Raw genomic sequence first — 21,258 nt, 5'->3', positions numbered from 1 at the left:
CTTTAATTTTTTATGAAGTTATAGCTACTATTGTTTTAAGGTAAATCGCTCTTCGATTGTTCGAGTATCCTCTCCGTAAAATGTTACATCGATTTTGATGTTCCATTGCTTATCTGAAATTTTCTGTCCACTAATGCTTCCCGTGGGATCTACATTTTTTGACACATCCATAGGGAAATAACAGAAGCAATCTCTTGAAAATACGAGTTTCATGGTGGCGAGTTCGGTATTAGAATATGAAAATTCATTTAAATCTTCATCAATTTCAAATCGTATGGTTTCTCCATACTCGTCATCAGCAATTTGTGCGTCATCTTCAGCATTAAAGCGATATTCAAAGACTAAATTTTCTCCGGATGCTACCGTTCCAAATTTCATATAACTGTCTTCAGAGGTGCTAATTATTAAATCACTTTTGTTCGTATAGGAATATGCGTATTTATCTCCATCAATTTCCTCATCACTGCAGGAGAGCATGCATATAGTAACTATCAATAATGTAAATATTTGTTTCATTTTATATTTTTTTTAAGTGTTAGAACGATTTCTAATGGTGATTTTTATAATGTGAATTGATAAATAATTCTATCGGTCTACTTGGGTTAAATATCCAGAAAGAGCGTTGTTTAATTATGCCCAAACTTACTATAAATTTTAAACGAAATGATTGTTTTAGCGCTCGCAAGCCAAGATAAACGATTTTAAAAAAAAAACTATTTACTAACTTTTATTTGCGTGTGCCAATTTTATTTCTGAAAATAGGTCATCATACCGTATAGAAATTGCTGTAGAACATTTTTTTGTCTCAAATGTTCTGAGTACTAGTTGTATATGATTAAATAGAAAAAATAATAATCTCAAAATTAATTCAAGCCCAATTTTTTAACAACTTTTATTTTATATTAGTAGGCTACAATACATAATAATCTGAATTTTTATAGGGGAAGAAATGCTAAAAATATTTTATACGATTACAGCTTTTCAGCTCTTATTTTTTGGACTTGTTGTGATTACTTCAAAAAGCAAAAAGCAATTTCATTATTGGATGTCTGCATTTTTATTTATTCAGTCTGTTGTTTTTATTTTGACTGTTTCTCGCTGGCACTATCAGATCATTCCGGATAGCCATTTTTTTAGATTATTAAAGGTTTTATTTGAATATTCTTTAAGTCCAGTATTTTATTTCTTTGTTGTTAAAGCCACCCAACAAGATATTGCATTCAAACCAAAAAAGATTCTTTTAGCTATTCCTTTTTTCATAGGGCTCATTTTTCTGTATTTACCTGAATCTTTATGGGGTGCCTATTGGTTGGAATTTCATACGTTCCTAACCTTTAATTTTTATTGTCAGGCAATTCTTTTTTATTCATTGGCTTTACACAGTTATAAAAGTTATGAGGTGAGCATGAAAGACTATTTAACTCAAGACTATTTTCAGAGGTTAAAATTATTGAGATTAGTTCTTATCTCATTTATCATCATATTAATTCTGGGATTTATTAGTAATGTTATTAGAATACAATTAAATTTTGATGCTGCGGCTACGGCGATTAACTTTGGGATTGAAACGGTAATGTTATTTTTAATTAACGCCTTTTTGTTTATTGGCGTTAAACTTCCTCAGGAAATAATAGATATTTCTTTAGAGGACAATAAAGACACCAATGATGCGACTGAAAATAATAAATATAAGAACTCTAAGTTATCCTTAGCAGATAAAAAAAAGATTATCGAAAAGCTGCAACATAAGGTAATAGAAAATAAATACTATTTAACACCCAACCTAACGATTAAAAAACTAGCCCAAGAGCTCAATGTTCAGTCAAAACATCTTTCACAGGTTATTAATGAGAATTTTGATCAAAATTTCTGTGATTATATTAATTCTTGTAGAATTAATGCTGCAATAGAACAACTAAAAGATCCACAACAACAGCAGAAAACAATACTTGAAATTTGCTATACCATCGGTTTTAATTCGAAATCTGCATTTAATGATGTTTTTAAAAAACAAACGGGACGAACTCCAACAGCCTATCGAAAATCATTTCAGCACAAACAATGATTGCATGGTAACCAAAATAAAGGTCACAAATATTTTTTTTCAATGAAAAAATAGTCCTGAATCCTATCTTTGGACGACTCGTGCTATCCAAACCTTTAGTTTTGTAAAAAAAAACGTTCTCGACACAATAGAGATGTTACCTCATAAATATCAATACTAGTTCTATGAATTTCACTTTAAAATTTCAACTTATGAAAAAAATAACAATCGGTTTATTAATGCTTCTGCTTTTCGCAATAACGATATCATGTGACAATGATACTGCTTCAAATGAATCAGAAGAGGTTACAACAGTATATGAAGGTTGGACCTTGGAATGGAGTGATGAGTTTAATGCTACGGAAATAAATACGAATAATTGGACGTATGAACTTGGTGACGGAACAGATTATGGTTTGCCAGTCGGTTGGGGGAATAATGAAAAACAAATTTATACACAGCGGTCTGAAAATGTAAGTATCGTTAAGGATGGGGAAGTATCGGCTCTGGCTATTACAGCATTGGAGGATACTACTGGTGGCTACACTTCAGCAAAACTTACTACACAAAATCTTTTTAGTGCACGTTTTGGGCGTGTCGAAGTAAGAGCCAAAATGCCGAAAGGTCAAGGTTTACTTCCTGCCATTTGGATGCTAGGAGATAATAAAGACCAGATTAGCTGGCCAGGATGTGGCGAAATAGATATTGCTGAAGTAGTAGGTAATGAACCTTCAAAATTTTATTCAACGCTTCATTATACAAGTGCTGAAAATAAGCATGCAGAAAAGCAGGGTTCTACTGTTTTGCCAGATGGCGATTTTAGTGATGCATACCATATTTTTACACTAGACTGGACACCTGAGTCAGTAACATTTAGTTTAGATGGTCAAAAACGTTATATGTTTTTGATAGAAAACGATATGAAAGAATTTCTTAGAAGTGCTTATTTAATTTTAAATGTTGCTGTAGGAGGGAACTGGCCAGGTGAGACTGATGAGACAACCCTATTTCCTCAAACAATGTATACCGATTATATTAGAGTGTATTCTAAGGATGGCTTTGAATCACCAGAGGCACCTGTATTAGATATTGCAGAGGAAACTGTAGGGCAAATAATTGAAGTTGGTATAGCCGATAATGCGATTCAAGATACATTTACCAGTCTTGGAGGTTTATCGGTGATTGCTTATGGACCTGGAGCACCAGATATATCATCTTCTGCAACCGCAATTAATGGCGATAAAAGTTTAGTATACGATTTTTCCGTTGGTGATTGGGGTGGTGCTTATCTTCTCTTGGATACTCCCACTGATATCAGTGCTTTCAATCAAATTAAATTTTCGTTGAATAAACCAGATACTTTCGTAAATGCTGAAATAAAATTGGAAGCAGGTGCAACAAATGCTCTTGTATTTTTAAAAGATTATTCTGGGATTGAACTTACGAATGGTTTTGTAGAATATACTATTCCATTAGCAGATTTTGTTGGCTTGGAAATAAGTGGATTAACAGTGCCATTTTCTATATGGAATCCTCAGGATGCTAACGATGCTTTTGTGGAAGTAACAGTGCTCATAGATAACATCTACTTTGCGATGTAACGAATGCAATGCGCATGATTGTATCAGGTAAATTTGTTAATTTTAAAAAGTAAGAGCTTATTAGAATTATAGATAGGGTGTCTAATTAGGACATCCTATTTTAATTAGTAAACGCAAATTTTCACTATTTTTTATCTTCCAATATAGAGTTCTGAATTTTGATTTTTTTATAATGATTTTATAGAATTTTTTTGTTGTAGAAAACAAAATCTATCCATTGAATCAGTTGTTTGAACTTATTGAATCATAAAAAATGAATACTTTAAAAATTAGTAAGAATAGAAATATAATATTTTAAGAGCTACAACTCTGTTTAATTTTTAAAGATTATAATCTTATTTTCTTTTTTTTGTCAATAATGAAATAAATGGTTTTGCTGTAATTCCATGTAAAACAACACTCAGAAAAACAGTGCACATCATCGTTAAAATGATGGTTCCTTCATGCGGCAATTCTAAATCTAATATCATAACTGCAAATACAATACTTGCCAATCCTCTTGGTCCAAACCATCCTGAAAATAATTTTTCAGAAGGACTAAAACCAGATTTAAATAACACCAAAAATACGGGCACCATTCTTACAAAAGTCAAACTTAAAATAGCATAGAAAACAACTTCTATGGAAAAATCATAGATATATTCACTAACAAATGCTGAACCAAAAATAATCCAAGTTATCATACCTAAAGTATCGCCTAAACCTTCTGCAGCTTCCACCAATTCTTCATTTTTATTCATATGCATGGCGCCATAGAGTAAGCCTCCCGAAAAACAAGCGATAAAACCGCTTCCACCAGCCCATTGGGCTAAGGCGAAACAAGTAAACGATAGCCCTAAAATTATAACGGCTTTTCTAGGTCCATTTATCCAGTTTTTTGAGGTGCTATAGGTAATTAATTTTGCTCCTACAAAAGTAATTAGACCACCAATAAGAACACCATAACCAATTTGCTTTAAAAATAAACTTAAACTAAACTCAAAATCAATACTTCCTCTAGTTGATGAAGAAAATAGTGCCATAAACAATAGCAATACAGGTACACAAATTCCATCGTTCAATCCACTTTCTACATTTAAAGATTCTCTAATTTTTGAAGGAACTTTAGGATTGGTTGCTACAGATTTCCCTAAAGCTGCGTCTGTTGGGGCGAGTGCAGTGGCTAAAATTACCAATTCAATCCACCCAAAACCATCAAAAATTGCAACACCTGCCAAATAGCCAAATAAGATGGTTATGGGCAGCCCTATCAATAATAATTTCGAAGGAATTTTAATGTTCTTTTTTAAAACACTGATGTTTGCATTAGAGGCATCTGTAAATAAGACAAGAGCAAGTGCTAATTCAGCAAGTGTCATATAACTTTCATATTCTATCTGAATATCAAAAACATTCAAAAACAAGGGGCCAATTGCAATACCAAAAATCAAATATAATAAAGGGCCATTAATAGCTGTTTTTTCAATTTTTTCAGCAAATAAATTATAAATTAATACGAATGAAGCCAATAACGCTATATGGATGTACATAATTGTAGGTTTAAGTATTTTTTTTGATTATTGGATTTGTCTATGACTTCAAAAATAAGGATATAAAATTTATTTTTTTATTTTCATAAAAGTGAACTTAGTCTACTTTATTTTTTGATTCCTTTTCTTTTTGTTCAATTTCCATATTTCTTGCCTTTGATAAAGCGCTTGCAATTAATCCGGTAGGTACTGTAATAATTGCCAAACTTAAAAGTAATATTGCAAAAGTAAATATTCTGCCACCAATTGTTATGGGATATACATCGCCATAACCAACTGTTGTTATGGTTATAATTGCCCACCATAAGCTATGAAAAACGGATGCAAATTCAATGGGCTGAACTGCATGCTCAAAATAGTAAATTCCTGTAGCCGACAAGAAAAGAAAGATACTGGTGATAATATAAAATAATGTTATTTCAGGTTTAATAATTTTAATTGCAATTGCAAACGTTTTTAGGGATTCATCATATCTTGAAATTTTTAAAACACGCGTAAGACGAAATACTCGAAGTGCCCTAATTGCTCTCAAATCGAATTGTCTTGCAAATAAAAATGGAAGAATGGCTAAAAGGTCTACGATGCCAAAAAAACTAAAAATATATTTTAGTCTTTTGTCTGAAACATATATTCTCAAAAAATATTCGATTGCAAATATGGAATAGAATAAAATATCCACATAATTTATAATATTCTGCCATAGGGGCGTTAAGTTCGGCAAAGTTCCCATAGAGAATATTATTATGGAAAAAACAATTAAAACCTGAATTGTTATATCGAAGATAGGACTGAGTTTTCGATCATTTCCTTCTATAATTTGTCTTATTTTCTCTTTGGTACTTACATTCAGATTATGGGCTAGATTTGCGGTTTCTTTCAGTATTTTTTTTTGCTTTTTCATGGCTAATTTCTTGTACTCATTTTTGGGGTTCATTTTTATTTTAGAGCGTAATCATCAATAATATTTCGAATTCCTTGTTGATAGGAAGTTACTTTAAAATCTGGAAATCGATTCTTAAACTTAGAGGAATCAAATATATTGTCAATAGCATAACGAGGTAGTAATTCTTCTGTTTCTTTGATGTCTTTATTAAAAAATGAAGCTAGTTTTAATACTAATGAATTTAATACTTTATATGGTATGGTGCGGTCTAATTGGATGGAGATTTCCGCTAATATTCCTTTGTATGTGAGTCGATTATCATCGCAAGGAAGATGCCAAGTTTGACCATACGTATCTGGAGTATTTCCAATCAATGCCATTGCCCTACTAGCATCAGGTGTATAAATTAAAGTTCTTACGACCGTATCTTTTAGGAATATTTTTGGTTTTTTATGTGCTTTTAGCTTTTCGAAAATAAGCGTATTTGTAATCCCTTTCGTTTTTCCTGGGCCGTAAAACTCAGGAGCTCTGCAAATGACAGCATGTAGTTTTTTTTCTTTAATGGCTTTCAATAAGATTTCAGCAGTCATTCTTTTAGCTTTCCCTTTCTTTCCTTTCGATTTTAAATGGGTGCTTTCTGTTTGAAGTATGCTATCTTGAGGGTATGCATAGGTATTATCAAAGTACACTAGTTTACAATTATGGGCAATACAACCTGCTATGACATTTTGCATAATTTTAGGCCAATCTTGCAGCCAAACTTCCGATCTATAAGGAAGTCCAGCGGTTATGTATGCAATTTCAGCGTTTTCTAATGCCTTATGGACATCTTCGTATTTGAGTAAATCGCCTGTGGATAAGATGTCTTCGGCATGCACTTTTTTAGGATTTCGACCAACTAACTTTATGTCATTCGTATAATTCGCTATTAATTCTTTTGCCAATTCTTCTCCTATGATTCCGTTCGCTCCTAGAATTACCTGCATATTATTTTTTTTCAAATGACGCCTAACATGATTCGTTTTTAGAGTGCGCTAAATCTAAATTACTAAAAGAAAATGAGTCCGAGGAAAAATCGAAAGGTTTTTCGAGGATATACAGTGCTATTTATTTATTTTAAATTTTATGTTAGCTCGTTTATATGGATTTTTCGTAGGCTTCTTTTATCCATTTTTTTAATTCTTCGTTGATGTCCATCAATTCTGATATTCTTACGCGATGTGTGCACATTGTTCCAAAAGGACCAGAGTTTTCGAGCCTTTCTGTAGTAGGTTTCTCTTTTAACTTTAGACCTAAATCAATTCTTGTTTTAGTTGCTGGTTTGATCAAAATAAATTGTCGCTTCCTAAGGACACTTACACTTCCTTTTTTGGGTGTTATCGTTACATCATTCCCTAGTGATTCGATATAGGTGATCAGTGCCATGTATATCGGTAATAAATTTTCTTTCCCCAAGTACTGATTTTTAAGAAGGTCTTGGGTAGCATTATCTTCTTCTTTGGAGAGTGTTACAATCGTATTTGCGAATCCGTGTGTAACTTCATGCGTTGTTTTTAAGTAATTGACGCCTTCTGAATGTTTTTTAAAAGCTTTTTCTTTTAAGATTATTTTCCATTCCTTTAATGATTTTCCCGTTTTTTCGGGCATATTTTCAATCATTGTTTTGAGTGCTTTCTCCATAGGAATACTATTTTAGTTTTTAATCTGTTACACACAGTCTTTGCTGAAGGAACTTTGTGGTTTTTTTTGTGAAGGATTTTCGAATAAAAACAAACACATTAAAATACGACTACCTTTTTTCGAAACTAATTTAGTGATTTTTTAAGTACGTTGCAGCCAAAACGCTTTCTAATTTTTAGAAGGTAGATTCCATCTATAACCAAAACTCAAGATCCCTTTTGACTCAAATGACAAAATGGTTTCGTACTTAAGTGGATTCAATTCAAGTGCTGCAATCCAATATCCTTTTTTTCCGGCAGGAAAACTCGATTGCAGGTAAAGATTGAATGGGAAAGGTCTTATCCCAACAATCACTTTCGTATTATTAAACTTTTTACCAATTCCTATTTTACCCGTTACCAATGTTGGAAGTGCAAAACCTGCTTCATATTCAAAAATAATATTATTTTCATTTATAAATGTTTTACCCCAAAGCACCGAGGTACCTGGCATAGGGAAATTCACATCAGAAATAAAGGCAACTCCAAAATTCCACTCAAAGAAAGAATGCTCTGTTTTTCCATTAGATAATTCTTGGGCCTTACTATTTTTTAAGAAAAAAAATGATAAAAGAAAACATAAAAGTAGTTTTTTCATGATCTATTTTTTAAAGAGTAAAAGTAAAGATTTTTTATGTTGATTTCAGGTTTATTTCTACGTTCTTAGTTATTCGTTTTTTAGGAATTTAGTGATTGTAAAATAATATTGGCTACTGCAGTTCGATTTCGAAATTTTTAATCATTTAAATTTGTAGAAGTTTTGGTTTATTAAAATACTTTGGGTAATACTATTATTCCTTAGTTATAAACCTCTACTTCACAATATCAATTTTGGGCAACCAAGCCTAACGCATGTGTCAACAAATAAATGGGTCTTTCTTTAAGAAGATGATAAAATCTAGAATACCTAGGTAGATGTTGTTATTACTAATATTGTTTTTTTATTTTTACAGATGGATTTATTTAACTCAGAAATCATTACAAATATTTTACCGTTCGACGGTATTACAAATTATCATGGAATAATTTTAGATAAGGAAAAATGTACTTTTTACTATAATCAATTACTGAAAACCATTCAATTTAAGAATGATGAAGCAATGCTATTTGGCAAAAAAATCATTACCAAACGAAAAGTCGCTTGGTATGGCACATCAGAATTCTCTTATACGTATTCTAAAGTGACAAAAATGGCTACTATTTTTACAAAAGAACTGCTCGAGTTGAAAGCAATAGTGGAAAAAGAAAGTGGCGAAACCTATAATTCTTGTTTGTTAAATTTATACCATTCTGGGGAAGAGGGTATGGCCTATCACGCTGATGGAGAAAAAATGTTAAAGAAAAATGGCGCAATAGCTTCTTTGTCTTTGGGCGCTGAGCGTAAATTTTCTTTTAAACATAAAGCGAATAAGCAGCGTATAGATGTAATTTTAGAAAATGGAAGTTTATTGGTGATGAAAAAAGGAACTCAAACAAATTGGCTTCATAGATTACCGCCAACAAAAAAAGTAAACTCACCCAGAATTAATTTAACTTTTAGAACTATAGAATTATAATCTTATACTTACTTTTACAGAAAATATTTTTCATTGGAAAACACAAACCAACAATCCATAAACTTAAATAAATATATAAGTTCTTCAGGTGTTTGCTCTCGTAGAGAAGCTGAAAAATTTATAAATGAGGGTAGGGTTACAATCAATGGAAAACCAACTCAATTAGGAAATAGAGTCGCTAAAAACGATGTTGTAAAATTAGATGGGCGATTGGTAGTGCCCAAAAACAGCACCCTATATATTGCTTTAAATAAACCTATTGGTATCGTCTCCACGACAGACGAAAGAGAACCCAATAACATTGTAAAGCATTTAAATTACCCAGAAAGATTATTTCCAATTGGTCGTTTAGACAAACCTTCGGAAGGTTTAATTTTTTTAACAAACGACGGGGATATTGTCAACAAAATTTTGAGGGCTGGAAACAATCATGAGAAAGAATATTTTGTTACTGTAAATAAATCGATTACAGATGATTTTTTGGCAAGCATGGGAAATGGAATTCCGATTTTAGGAACAGTTACTAAAAAATGTTTTGTAGAAAAAGTAAGTGATAAAATCTTTAAAATTATTTTAACACAAGGTTTAAATCGACAAATTCGTAGAATGTGCGAATATTTAGACTATGAAGTGACCAAGCTAAAGCGAACCAGAATTATGAATGTTGATCTCGGCTATTTGCAAGCTGGAGATTGGCGAGAATTAACGGAGGAGGAGATGAAAGAAATCAATAAAATGATTTCTAGCTCTTCAAAAACGGAAGAAGCATCTTTGGTTAAGGAGAAACCAAAACAAGCAAAACCGAAAAGAAATAAAGCACCTGCAAAAACCGATTTCAACAAAAAAAGTGCCTCATTTAGAAAGTCGTCAGCAAAAAGTAAAAGAAACACTGGCAGTTTTTCTTCGAAAAAGAAAAGGTATTAATTTTTTGGATGTTCTTTTCTCCTGATGTTATTCAGGATTAAGATTAGGCTTTTTACCTCAATATTTTTTTTAAATCCTCTATCAATTATTTACAAGACCATGTTAAAACTTCACTGAGAAACAAAGGCAATATTGAGATAAGTGCAAATTCAAAAGATTTAGAATTTTAGAAGTCCGGAAAAAAAAATAAATCTAAAAAGAAACGAACAGTAATTTAAAGACTTTATTTTTTTTGGAACACACTGTTGCCGAAATTGTATATGTGCATAGTCCTTTTTTCAGAGAGCAAATAGCTGTTTTTTGTGGTGGTGTATAAATGATAAACACGCAGCTAGAGACTAAAAAATCCTATTAGTTTTCTCATTAATCTTGTGAGATGATTGATGAAAAATATCATCGAAATAAAGAAAATCGTTAAAATCAATAAATCTTTGAAAGATTCAAGTTCATCTATTGCAATTAAGTACTTTCCCGATTGATATGTTACAATTGAGGTTATAATAAAAAGAATAATTTGTTGTATTGTGCTTTTGAACATAACCATAAGATTTAAAAGTTCATAAAAGAAATGATTCAATATAGTTATTCACTTAAATGAACTATTCTTTATAAATATCACAAGTTATTTTTAAAAATATCTTTATTTCAGGTCAAAAACAATTATGTTAAGCTAAAAAACATTTTCCTACCTTTAGAGGGCATGAAATAAATGAAAGAGGTAATAATGAAAAGCCTTTTATTTTTTTTGCATGGCCGGTGGTATTAATGGTAATTTCAATTATTAATTTTGTAGAAATTAAATACCAGTTGTTATTATAAAATATCTACTCTTATTTTTTTCCAAACCTTCACCAATAATAGACCTGAAACAGCAGCTAAAATAGATGTGACCATAGCAATTTTATATGCTCCGTAAATCCAGTATCCGGTTGTAAAAAGACAACTATAAATTAATACACATCCTAAAAGCATTGCTAATATGCCAGAAGGAACACTCCATGGATTTTCTTTTTCTTTCAGTATAATATTTTCTTTTAATGCTTCCTGAATAATTTTTGACCATCCCGGTCCACCAGGTTGGGTTTTCTCATAAAAAGATTGTAAAACTTTTACTTTTTCGGGTTTCGTTATAAAAGTAACAAGCAGCCAAACTACGGTTGTTATGAATACAACCATTGGAAATTTTGCCCAATTTGGCATCATACCTTCATTGCCAAAAAGAGCAGTACTAATGGCTTCTGAAGAAAATAATAATGAAACAATTCCAGAAACAATCATTGCAGAAATTTCACTCCAAGCATTAATACGCCACCAAAACCATCTTAAAATAAAGATAAGTCCTGTTCCTGCTCCGAACATGATAATGATGTCAAAAAGTTGTTTTGCATTTTGAAGATACAAAGCAAATAGTGCGCTAAAAATCATTAAAGCTATGGTTGAAATTCTACCCACTAAAACCAATTCTTTTTCTGAAGCATTTTTTTTAATTTGTTGCTTATAAAAATCATTTACCATATAGGATGAACCCCAGTTTAAATGTGTAGAAATTGTAGACATATATGCTGCAATTAAGGAGGCTAATACCAATCCTAAAAGGCCACTAGGTAACTTTGTTAACATTGCAGAGTACGCTAAATCATGACCTAATTTATCTTGAGGGATATTCGGGAAAGCTTCTTGGATGCTGGCTACATCCGGAAAAATAATTAAGGAAGCCAAAGCCACTAAAATCCATGGCCAAGGACGCAAAGCATAATGCATAATATTGAAGAAAAAAGTAGCCCCAATTGCATGGTTTTCATCCTTTGCCGCTAACATTCTTTGGGCGATATATCCTCCGCCACCAGGCTCTGCACCTGGATACCAAGAGCTCCACCATTGCACCGCTAAAGGAATAATCAAAAGGGTGATAATGGCTTCGGTATTATTAAAATCTGGTAAAATTGATAATTTGTTCACAACATTTTCATGCGTAATTAAAGCTTGTATTCCTCCAATTTCTGGCAGGTTTACTAAGTAAATCGCAGCACCAATAGCACCTGCCATCGCAACAAAAAATAATATAAAATCTGTATAAATAACACCTTTAAAACCACCTAAAGCGCTAAAAATAACAGTAACAGAACCTGCGTATAAAATGGTTTCCCAAGGTTGTAAACCTAGCATGATACTACCGATTTTTATAGCTGCTAACGTAACACCCGCCATGGCAAAAACATTGAATAATAAGCCCAAGTATAGGGCTCTAAAGACTCTTAAAAATTTTGCTGGTTTTCCGCCATAACGCAATTCATAAAATTCAATATCTGTATTCACATTTGATTTTCTCCATAATTTTGCATAGACAAAAACAGTTAGTAAACCTGTAATTAAAAAAGCCCACCACATCCAGTTTGCAGAAACACCATCTTTTCTTACAATATCTGTTACAAAATTTGGCGTGTCTGTGGAGAAAGTTGTGGCAACCATAGAAATACCTAACAACCACCAAGGCATAGTTCTTCCTGAAAGGAAAAACTCAGTTGAGTTTTTTCCTGATTTTTTGGATACATAGACTCCTATTGATAATGTAATTGCAAAAAAAGTAAAAATTAACACATAATCTAAAGTACTTAATGTTATCATGAAAAGCTATTTCGTTCTTGTTTAGTAGTATTGCAATATATATATTTAAAATTTACCAGTTTAACTTATTTGGAAAATGCTTTTTTAGATATTCTTTTAAAATGACAATATCCTCTTTTGAAGTTAAATCTGGCACATGTTCAGAAATAGGAATCCCTTGCACCGCTTTAGCATTTTCTTTTGCCATATTTAAAATAGCTGTTGGTAATTCTTTTTCTTTTCTTGTTGAGTGCGTTGGGCAGTTCTTTAAATAAGGATATATCATGTTTCCATCCAATTTAAAAATATTCATACTCACTCTTATTTTACCAAAGTCATCTTTGCTCGTATTGGCAGTTTCTACGGATGGTTTTTCAATAATATTTTTAAGATAATTTTCAGTATCCAGATTAACAATGGCAAAACTTAAAATTTTTTCTAATGAGAATTCTAATGCATCTCTGTCGTAGCTTATAAATGCATTTAAATTGCTCGTTTCACTTAACTTTTTGAATGCTTTTTCTGAATATAAATTATCACTATTACACACTGTAAATTGTTGAGTTTTTAATTCAGGAAACTGTTCAACTGCCTGAAAAACAGCGTCTGCAGTACCCAAAGGTTTCGTCCTGTTTTCTGGAATGTATTGTATGGCATAAGAAATGGTTAAATTCTTAAAATTATTTTGGGTACTACGTACTCCATAAAATTCTTTGAATAAACTATTTTTTTCATTGATAACAAGGTAGATGTTTTTATAACCTGCTTTTTTTGCATTGTATAACAGGTAATCCATTAAAGGCCTGCCTTCATGACCGACACGAATTAAACTTTTACTTTTAATATTTGCTTCCTCTTCCTCTTCTTTACTCAATTTGTCTGAAGTTGCAGGTTTTTTCATTCTAGAAGACATTCCGCCAGCCAGAATAATTAAGTTATCATGCATATTTTATTTCAATAAATTTATTTCTGAGACATTAGCACCTTTAGCAACCGCAACGCAATAGGCATCTTTAGCGCCGGCATTTAAAATTGCTTTTATAATTTGTGCTTCTTTATTTTTGGGAGATATCACTGCAATACTACCTCCACCTCCAGAACCTACAATTTTAGCTCCCAAGGCACCTGCATTTAAAGCAGCATCAATCATCGTATCAATTTTAGGAACTGTAATTTTTAAAAGATTTTTTAAATAATGATGATGTTGATTCATTAAATCACCAATTTCTTGCAGGTCTAAAACTTCTTTTTTGAACTCTAAAAGTGCTTTTTTTGTAATGTTAAAATTACCAATAGCAGCCTCTAAATAAGGTTTTAAATCATCTGTTAAAAATGAAAGATACATTTCTAAATCTTCAACTTTGGATTCTTCAATTTTAAATTCTGGAATCCTTTTTTGTACCTCAGTGATCGCTTTCCAAGCGTTTTCTTTCACTCTTTTTAGCAACCCTATAGTTTCCTTTGGAACGCCAGATTCTGCCAAAATTAATCCTGATAAAGGAGCTTGTAAAACTTCATAAGAAAAATCATTGCCAGTTTCTAAATAAATGATATTTCCAATGCCAATACTAAATTGATCCATTTTTCCTCCAGGATTATGAAATTCTAAAACTTCTGATTCAAAAGTTAATTGGCCTACCGATTCTGGAGTCAATAATTCATTGGGGCCGAAGGCTTTTAGTAAAAATTGAACCCAAGTAACTACTAAAGCAGAAGAACTAGAAACACCTGCATTGATCGGAATACTGCCTGTAATCTCAATTTCATAACCAGTATTAGGAATGCAATGATAGCGCTGCAGAACTTTAAGGGCCGACATAAAAAAGTCTTCTTTCTCTAAATTTAGTGCCTTCTCACTTATAGGAATGATTCTTGTTTGGTTGATATCGGGCAAATTAATAATGAAATTATTTGAATTGTTTTCTCGAGCTTTTAACGTAATATGTCTATTAATTGCACAAGCAATAATTGGTAAACCTAAATAGTCTTGATGGTCTCCAAACAAACAAGTTCTTCCTGGCGCTATAGATATAATTTCTCTCAAAAGTTATTTGTTTTTTTCTACAAATTTATCATCAGCAAAATAAATTCCTTTTTTCTCCCATCTGTTTTGAAGATTCTTTAGAGCTGTTTTAAAAGTTTTAAAATTTTTATTTTCGTTTTTTGTCCAGCCAATTTCTGCATATGCAGCTATTCTTGGAAAAACTCTAAAATGCATCTCACCATTTGTCGGAATCCATTCTCCCCACATTTGGGCACCTAAACCAATAATTTTGTCATGGTATTTTGTGTCTAGTTTTTTGGGAATCGGATTAAAAGAGTAGGCTTTAGACAGCGGTAAGTCTATATATTTATAATCTAAGTAGGTGTAGGAGTGGAGCGAGTTTACAATTTCATATCCATTACTTGCAGCAGTTGTAATTAGATCAATATCGCCTTTCCAAAAATGAACAATACTCTCTTTTGCTAACGTTTGAGTCGTTTTGGTATCTTCTTTATTTTGGTAATAATGCAAATTGTGTCCCATAATTTCATTCCATCCCATCATCCTTCGACCTTTCTTTTGTAAGTATTTAGAAATGTTATTCGTAAAATAAACTTGCAAATCAGCAGGCGTTTTCAATTCTTTTTCTTTCATGTATTTTCTTACAGAAAGTGAAGATTTCCAATGATTGTATTTTACTTCATCTCCGCCTATATGAATCACTTTGGATGGAAAAAGACCCATCACTTCATCTAAAACATCCGTTAAAAATTTTGATACTCTTGGATTTGTTACATCATACACATCTTTACCCACTCCAAATTTAATAGGAACTTCTATCTCTTTCTGGGAAGTTCCTAACCAAGAATAAGAAGCAATGGCAGCTGAGGAATGGCCTGGCATTTCTATTTCTGGAACTATCGTAATATGTCTTTCTTTTGCATATTGTATGAGCTCTTTAATCTGTTCTTGGGTATAAAAACCTTCATGTGGTTCTGCCGATTGTATGGGACTTTCCCACATTAAAGCGCCAACCTGTGTACTTTTTCTTTTAGAACCAACTTCAGTAAGTTTTGGATATTTTTTTATTTCTATTCTCCAACCTTGATCATCGACTAAATGCCAATGAAAAACATTCATCTTTAAAAAAGCCATTTCATCTAGCAGTATTTTTACTTGTTGCATTCCTTTAAAATACCGTGCTTCATCCAACATAAAAGCTCTCCATTTAAATCTCGGGGCATCTTTAATTGTAACTTCTTTTAGATTTATTAATTTTTCATATTTAGAAAAATAAGAACTGGAAGAACAATATTGCATTAAACTTTGAACCGCATAAAACCAACCTTTATCATCTAAAGCACAAATCGTAATTCCATCTTCAGAAACCGACAATTCATAAGCTTCATCGGCTAAGTTATTATTCGTTTTAAAATAAATCGATTTTTTTTTAAAACTGTGAAATTCAGCAGCTTTTAGTTGTAAATTAAAATTTTCTTTAAAGTATTTTTGTAATATTTTCGCTGATTTTTCACTTTCTTTTAGGCTGATAATGAGCGTGTTTTCATCAATAACAAAAGTATTTTTGCCAAAAGAAAACTCTTGAGGTTTCGGAATAATATTGATGTCTTGCGAATTTGTCGTCAAAATATGAATAAAAAGAAAAGAAATAAATGTAAAGAGAATTTTACCTTTCATGTTTATCAAAATTTTATTTTTTAAAAATAGGGGTTTTTTATCAATTCATTTTTAAAAATGATAAATGATATTTTATCCCAAAATTGACAAAGGGGTTGCTTAAATTTCCGCCTTTTGCTTTTACAAAACCTGCAGCAGTTCTAAAACTGAGTGTATTATTAAGTTTGTAGCTGAGACCAGCACTTGGTTTTACAATGAAACCTTCACCAGTACTAATGTCTCCGCCTCCGGCTGCTCCTCCTAAAATTTGCCCAAAAAAGATAACTTTATCTTTTAATAGAGGATTTGTTCTAGTGCCTAAACCAACAATTCCTTCTGCATAAGCTCCTGCATTTCCAAAGTTTGCAAAAGAAGTTTGACCCGTAACATAGATGTTCTTATTCAAGTTTAAATTTATTTGTAAAGAAATTTGGTGTAAGTTTTCTGTTGGGTTCCCATCTCTTTTCGCATTAAAATAAAGGTCTTGTTTGGTAATCACTTCTATACCTTTAAATTTTCCTTTAGAGAAAGATTTTTCTTCAGATATAATTCCATTTCTATCAATATAATATTTTAACCCAACTCCAAAAGATGACGTGTAAAAATGTGAATCTGGAGACATTACGAAACCTTTATTTATAGATAGAAAAGTATTCTTGAAAAGTTTTTGTTCTAAAGAAATGTCAGGATACATTAAAAAACCACCTTTCGTATCTACACCGCCGCCCCCGCCGGCACCTACGCCGAATTTTGCTAGTATATTTGTTCGGTTTTTATTAAATGAAAAGTGATATCCACCACCTAAAAATACGTCCATATAGCCTGCTTTTATTCCATCAAAGGCACCATCCACTTTTAAGAAACTAAACCAGTTTTTAGAAAAGTATGTAGCCAATTCAAAACCAGCAAGTCGAATGGTTGCTCTATTAAATTTTTGAACATTAATATTTGTATCATCACCCTCAATTTTTAAATTATTTAAATGAAGCATTAAAGAAGTTCTTTTTGAGTTTACGTTCCAACTAGATCGTTCTAACATTTCAAAATTGAATTCATTTTCTGAAGCCTCATAATTAGAAAATGAATATCCTAGAGGAATTTCAAGTCCTAAATTTAATTGATGTCCTTTTATATTTCCACCATCAAAAAAGTCAACATAACTCCACCCAGAATTGATAGAAAAATGCTTGAAATTGTAACCTAAATTAAAGTGAGGTAGTATAAATGCTCCTCCACCATCAGGGGCGCCAGCGCCACCTCCACCACCAAAATGAAATCCTGCGTCCATATAAAAAACATCTGATACATATTTTTTAATTCCGGCATTAACACCCAACGTAAAAAAGCCTCCTTTGTTACCAGAAATGGCTCCGTAAATACCTAAGCCTGCGTAAGACCAATCATTTAACATTAGATTGTAATGAATTCCTGTAAAACCCATATTTGGGTCATCTTTAGGCAAATCAAGAGAGAGAAAATCTAGTTTTGCAAATGCTTTTTGACTCTTTTTTTTAGGCACTATTTCATTTTGTGCATCAAGTAATTGACCAGATAACACAAGTGCAAATACAAATAAAATCTTTTTCATAGTTTAAAATTATCTTTTTTTGATAGTAATGATTACTGTTTTTGAAGCAGGAGTATTACTAATATCTGCTTTACTTTTTAAAGGAACTAACACATTTGCCTCAGGAAAATAGGTTGCTGTACAGTGTTTTGGTATACTATATGGAATTGCCAGAAAACCTTTTGCTTCTCTTACTTCATTGTTAAAATGACTAGTTAAATCAACCAAATCTAGTTTTTGTAAACCCAAAATTTTCATATCATCAACATTCATAAAAACAACTCTTCTTTCATTTAAAACCCCTCTGTATCTGTCATTTAATCCATAAATTGTGGTGTTGTATTGATCATGAGTTCGTATTGTCATCATCATAAATTGATTGTTTTCTAATTTGATTTCAGAGGGTTTGTTAATGCTAAAGTTTGCTTTTCCTGTAGTTGTAGTTTTAAAGTTATTATCTCTTGCATTGTTTGGTAAATAGAATCCACCTTTAATTCTTACGCGTTTATTAAAGTTTTTAAAACCAGGAATTGTAGCTTCAATCTTATCACGAATTAAATCGTAGTTATTAGTTAAATCTATCCAATTTGTGGTTGAATTCTTTAAAGTAACATTAGCCAAATTTGCTACAATGGCAGTTTCACTCATTAATTCTTTAGAACAGGGTTTTAGGTGTCCTTTAGATTGATGCACAACACCCATTGAATTTTCTACAGAAACAAATTGTGCTCCAGAAGTTTGATAATCTTTTTCTGAACGTCCTAAACAAGGTAAAATCAGTGCTTTTTTACCCGTGATTAAATGACTTCGATTTAATTTTGTAGATACTTGAACTGTTAAGTTACAGTTGCGCAAAGCATCTGCGGTAAATGTGGTATCTGGAGTTGCAGAAATAAAATTTCCTCCCATTCCAAAAAATACTTTTGCCTTTTTTTGAGACATCGCTTCAATTGCTTCAACAACATCAAAACCATATTTTCTGGGAGCTTTAAACTTAAATTCTTTTTCTAAACTGTCTAAAAAAGAAGCTTTCGGTCTTTCCCAAATCCCCATAGTTCTGTCTCCTTGAACATTTGAATGTCCACGAACAGGACAAGTTCCTGCACCTTTCTTTCCGATACTTCCTTTTAAAAGTAGAATATTTACAACTTCACGAATATTATCAACGGCATTTTTATGCTGTGTTAAACCCATAGCCCAACAAATAATCACTTTATCATTATTGATAATGAGCGATGCAGCTTCTTTTATTTTTTCTATGGATAGCCCAGTTTGTGGTATTAAATAATCAATCGAATAGGTGTCTAAATCTTTTAGTAAATCATCAATGCCAACTGTTTTTTCTTGGATAAATTGATGATTAAATACAGAATTTGGTTCAGCATCTTCTTTTTCTTTCATCAATTTTAAGATGATTTTTAATAAAGCAACATCACCATTTATTTTTACTTGTAGAAATAAATCTGTTAAATCTTGCCCCTTTCCAAACCATTTTAGAGGGTTTTGTGGATCTTTATAATTCATTAAACCCACTTCTGGAAGTGGATTAATAGTCATGATTTTTCCGCCTCTTTTTTTCGTTTCGCTTAAAGCAGTTAACATTCTTGGATGGTTTGTTCCAGGGTTTTGCCCAATTACAATTACCAAATCTGCATGATTAAAGTCATCTAGCGTAACAGATCCTTTTCCAATTCCTAAAGTTTCAGAAAGCGCAGCTCCACTCGATTCATGACACATATTAGAGCAATCTGGTAAATTATTAGTTCCGAATTGCCGTACAAAAAGTTGATACAAAAATGCGGCTTCATTACTTGTTCTTCCAGAGGTATAAAAAATAGCTTCATCAGGAGAGTTTAACGTATTTAATTCTTCAGCAATTAAATGAAAGGCTTTACTCCAAGAAATTTCTTCATAATTATTTTTTCCTTCTGGGAGATACATTGGATGTGTAATTCGTCCGCTTTTTCCGATTTCATAATCTGATAATTCAGATAATTCTTGTATCGAATTTGTAGCAAAGAATAACGGAGTAACTTTATTTTTAGTTGCTTCTTCAGCGACTGCTTTTGCACCATTTTCGCAATATTCAGCTAAAAAAGCTCTTTTCTCATCAGGATCTGGCCATGCACAACCGGGGCAGTCAAATCCATTTTTTTGATTTAAATTTTTTAATAAACTAATGCCTTTTACGATGCCAACCTCAATCTTTACGTGCGTTAATGCAGATAAAATTGCTTTAATACCCACAGATGTTTCAGGAACTTTTGTTAATTGAATTCCCGTTAATTTTTCTGGTGGTTGTTCTTTAGGGTTTTTAGACATGATGACCGATTGATGTTTTAACAAAGGATGGGTTTGAGTAAATAGTCATTTTTTGCTCCCTAGTAAACCCGATTAAACAGATTCCAAACTCTTTGGCAAAGTCAACGGCTAAGGAAGAACAAGCAGAAACCGCAACAATTATTGGTATTTTTGCGATGAATGCTTTTGAAACAATTTCGTAAGAAACGCGTCCACTTACAAAAAGGTAATGTGCATGTTTTAAATAGTCTTTAATCAATAAATCTCCAATGACTTTATCAACGGCATTATGTCTTCCAATATCCTCTTTAATCGTTAAGAATTCTTGTTTTTTATTAAAAATGGAAGCAGCATGACTACCTCCAGAATTTTTAAAAGTATTTTGAAAACGATTCATTGTTATAAACATTTCATGTAACATCTCACTTGAAAATGAATTAATTTGAGCGAATTTTTCTCCTTCAACTTTTATGTCTTTGAGTTCTTTTTTACCACAAATTCCGCAGGAAGAAACTGATAATAAAGTTCTTTTATTGAGGTAACCTTTTCCTAATAAATCTTTTGAAATCGTAACGTTTATAATAGAAGTAATGCCACTATTTTCTTTGTCAATTTGAAAAGTTAAAGTTTTTTCACTCTTATAAATATCTTCCGCAAATAGCAAACCTCTTATTAATTCTTTATCATTATCAGGTGTCCTCATGACAACCGTGTATGGTTCATTATTAATATTTATTTGCAATGGAGCTTCTAAAACCAAAACATCTTGAGTAGACATCTGTGTGTTTTGATTAATTTTTATTGCCTGATATGTAATCGTTTGCATGAATGAAAAGTTACGCTTTCTATACAAACTTAATGAAAAAAATA

The 21,258-nt window shown here is 31.8% G+C and carries 17 protein-coding genes; 4 read left to right on the top strand and 13 right to left on the bottom strand.

What is annotated here, in order from left to right; all coding sequences use genetic code 11:
- Positions 1–27 precede the first annotated feature (27 nt).
- Positions 28–477 carry a hypothetical protein gene (locus tag ATE90_RS08015; RefSeq protein WP_036785308.1) on the bottom strand — a complete coding sequence of 150 codons (450 nt, stop codon included), beginning with the start codon at positions 475–477 and terminating at the stop codon, positions 28–30.
- Between the two features lie 472 nt (positions 478–949).
- On the opposite strand from ATE90_RS08015, the gene ATE90_RS08010 reads away from it, so the two are divergent.
- Both ATE90_RS08010 and ATE90_RS08005 read left to right on the top strand, forming a co-directional pair.
- Positions 950–2,065 carry a helix-turn-helix domain-containing protein gene (locus ATE90_RS08010; RefSeq protein WP_036785310.1) on the top strand — a complete coding sequence of 372 codons (1,116 nt, stop codon included), beginning with the start codon at positions 950–952 and terminating at the stop codon, positions 2,063–2,065.
- Between the two features lie 218 nt (positions 2,066–2,283).
- Entirely contained in the window at positions 2,284–3,645 is a 1,362-nt protein-coding gene (locus ATE90_RS08005) for a glycoside hydrolase family 16 protein (protein WP_162178843.1), read from the top strand.
- A 335-nt stretch (positions 3,646–3,980) separates the two neighbouring features.
- Here ATE90_RS08005 and ATE90_RS08000 read toward each other — a convergent pair whose 3' ends face one another.
- The 5 genes from ATE90_RS08000 to ATE90_RS07980 form a co-directional block, all read right to left on the bottom strand.
- A complete protein-coding gene (locus tag ATE90_RS08000) occupies positions 3,981–5,174 on the bottom strand; it encodes a cation:proton antiporter (protein WP_036785312.1) in 1,194 nt (397 codons plus the stop codon).
- 97 nt (positions 5,175–5,271) lie between these two features.
- Positions 5,272–6,108: an ion transporter gene (locus ATE90_RS07995; protein WP_254712307.1), complete on the bottom strand. Its 837-nt coding sequence runs from the start codon at positions 6,106–6,108 to the stop codon at positions 5,272–5,274.
- Positions 6,109–6,110: 2 nt separating this feature from the next.
- Positions 6,111–7,043: an NAD-dependent epimerase/dehydratase family protein gene (locus ATE90_RS07990; protein WP_101451200.1), complete on the bottom strand. Its 933-nt coding sequence runs from the start codon at positions 7,041–7,043 to the stop codon at positions 6,111–6,113.
- A 151-nt stretch (positions 7,044–7,194) separates the two neighbouring features.
- Entirely contained in the window at positions 7,195–7,737 is a 543-nt protein-coding gene (locus tag ATE90_RS07985; RefSeq protein WP_036785317.1) for a DUF5655 domain-containing protein, read from the bottom strand.
- Between the two features lie 168 nt (positions 7,738–7,905).
- Positions 7,906–8,373, bottom strand: coding sequence for a hypothetical protein (locus ATE90_RS07980; RefSeq protein ID WP_036785320.1), 468 nt, complete (start codon positions 8,371–8,373; stop codon positions 7,906–7,908).
- 355 nt (positions 8,374–8,728) lie between these two features.
- Here ATE90_RS07980 and ATE90_RS07975 point away from each other — a divergent pair, with 355 nt between their 5' ends.
- Together ATE90_RS07975 and rluF are read left to right on the top strand one after the other, a co-directional pair.
- Positions 8,729–9,331: an alpha-ketoglutarate-dependent dioxygenase AlkB family protein gene (locus ATE90_RS07975; protein ID WP_036785323.1), complete on the top strand. Its 603-nt coding sequence runs from the start codon at positions 8,729–8,731 to the stop codon at positions 9,329–9,331.
- 33 nt (positions 9,332–9,364) lie between these two features.
- Positions 9,365–10,255 carry a 23S rRNA pseudouridine(2604) synthase RluF gene (gene rluF, locus ATE90_RS07970; RefSeq protein ID WP_101451198.1) on the top strand — a complete coding sequence of 297 codons (891 nt, stop codon included), beginning with the start codon at positions 9,365–9,367 and terminating at the stop codon, positions 10,253–10,255.
- An 813-nt stretch (positions 10,256–11,068) separates the two neighbouring features.
- Here rluF and ATE90_RS07965 read toward each other — a convergent pair.
- Genes ATE90_RS07965 through fdhD form a run of 7 tightly spaced genes read right to left on the bottom strand, consistent with a single transcriptional unit; the run spans position 11,069 to position 21,214 of the window.
- Entirely contained in the window at positions 11,069–12,880 is a 1,812-nt protein-coding gene (locus ATE90_RS07965) for a sodium:solute symporter family protein (protein ID WP_036785328.1), read from the bottom strand.
- Positions 12,881–12,932: 52 nt separating this feature from the next.
- A complete protein-coding gene (locus ATE90_RS07960; protein ID WP_101451196.1) occupies positions 12,933–13,805 on the bottom strand; it encodes a sugar phosphate nucleotidyltransferase in 873 nt (290 codons plus the stop codon).
- Between the two features lie 3 nt (positions 13,806–13,808).
- Complete coding sequence (locus ATE90_RS07955; RefSeq protein ID WP_036785333.1) at positions 13,809–14,903, bottom strand: mevalonate kinase family protein; 1,095 nt, start codon at positions 14,901–14,903, stop codon at positions 13,809–13,811.
- Between the two features lie 3 nt (positions 14,904–14,906).
- Positions 14,907–16,541: a beta-N-acetylhexosaminidase gene (locus tag ATE90_RS07950; RefSeq protein ID WP_091953537.1), complete on the bottom strand. Its 1,635-nt coding sequence runs from the start codon at positions 16,539–16,541 to the stop codon at positions 14,907–14,909.
- Positions 16,542–16,581: 40 nt separating this feature from the next.
- Entirely contained in the window at positions 16,582–18,108 is a 1,527-nt protein-coding gene (locus tag ATE90_RS07945; RefSeq protein ID WP_101451194.1) for a hypothetical protein, read from the bottom strand.
- Positions 18,109–18,117: 9 nt separating this feature from the next.
- Positions 18,118–20,409, bottom strand: a complete 2,292-nt coding sequence (locus ATE90_RS07940; protein ID WP_036785339.1) for an FdhF/YdeP family oxidoreductase — start codon at positions 20,407–20,409, stop codon at positions 18,118–18,120.
- Positions 20,402–21,214, bottom strand: a complete 813-nt coding sequence (gene fdhD / locus ATE90_RS07935) for a formate dehydrogenase accessory sulfurtransferase FdhD (RefSeq protein ID WP_036785340.1) — start codon at positions 21,212–21,214, stop codon at positions 20,402–20,404. The genes ATE90_RS07940 and fdhD overlap by 8 nt, the downstream gene beginning before the upstream one ends.
- Between the last annotated feature and the right edge of the window lie 44 nt (positions 21,215–21,258).

Origin of the sequence: Polaribacter sp. Hel1_33_96 (assembly GCF_002846595.1) — a bacterium.
Classification (GTDB): Bacteria; Bacteroidota; Bacteroidia; order Flavobacteriales; family Flavobacteriaceae; genus Polaribacter.
This window is presented reverse-complemented; position numbering and strand designations above follow the sequence as displayed.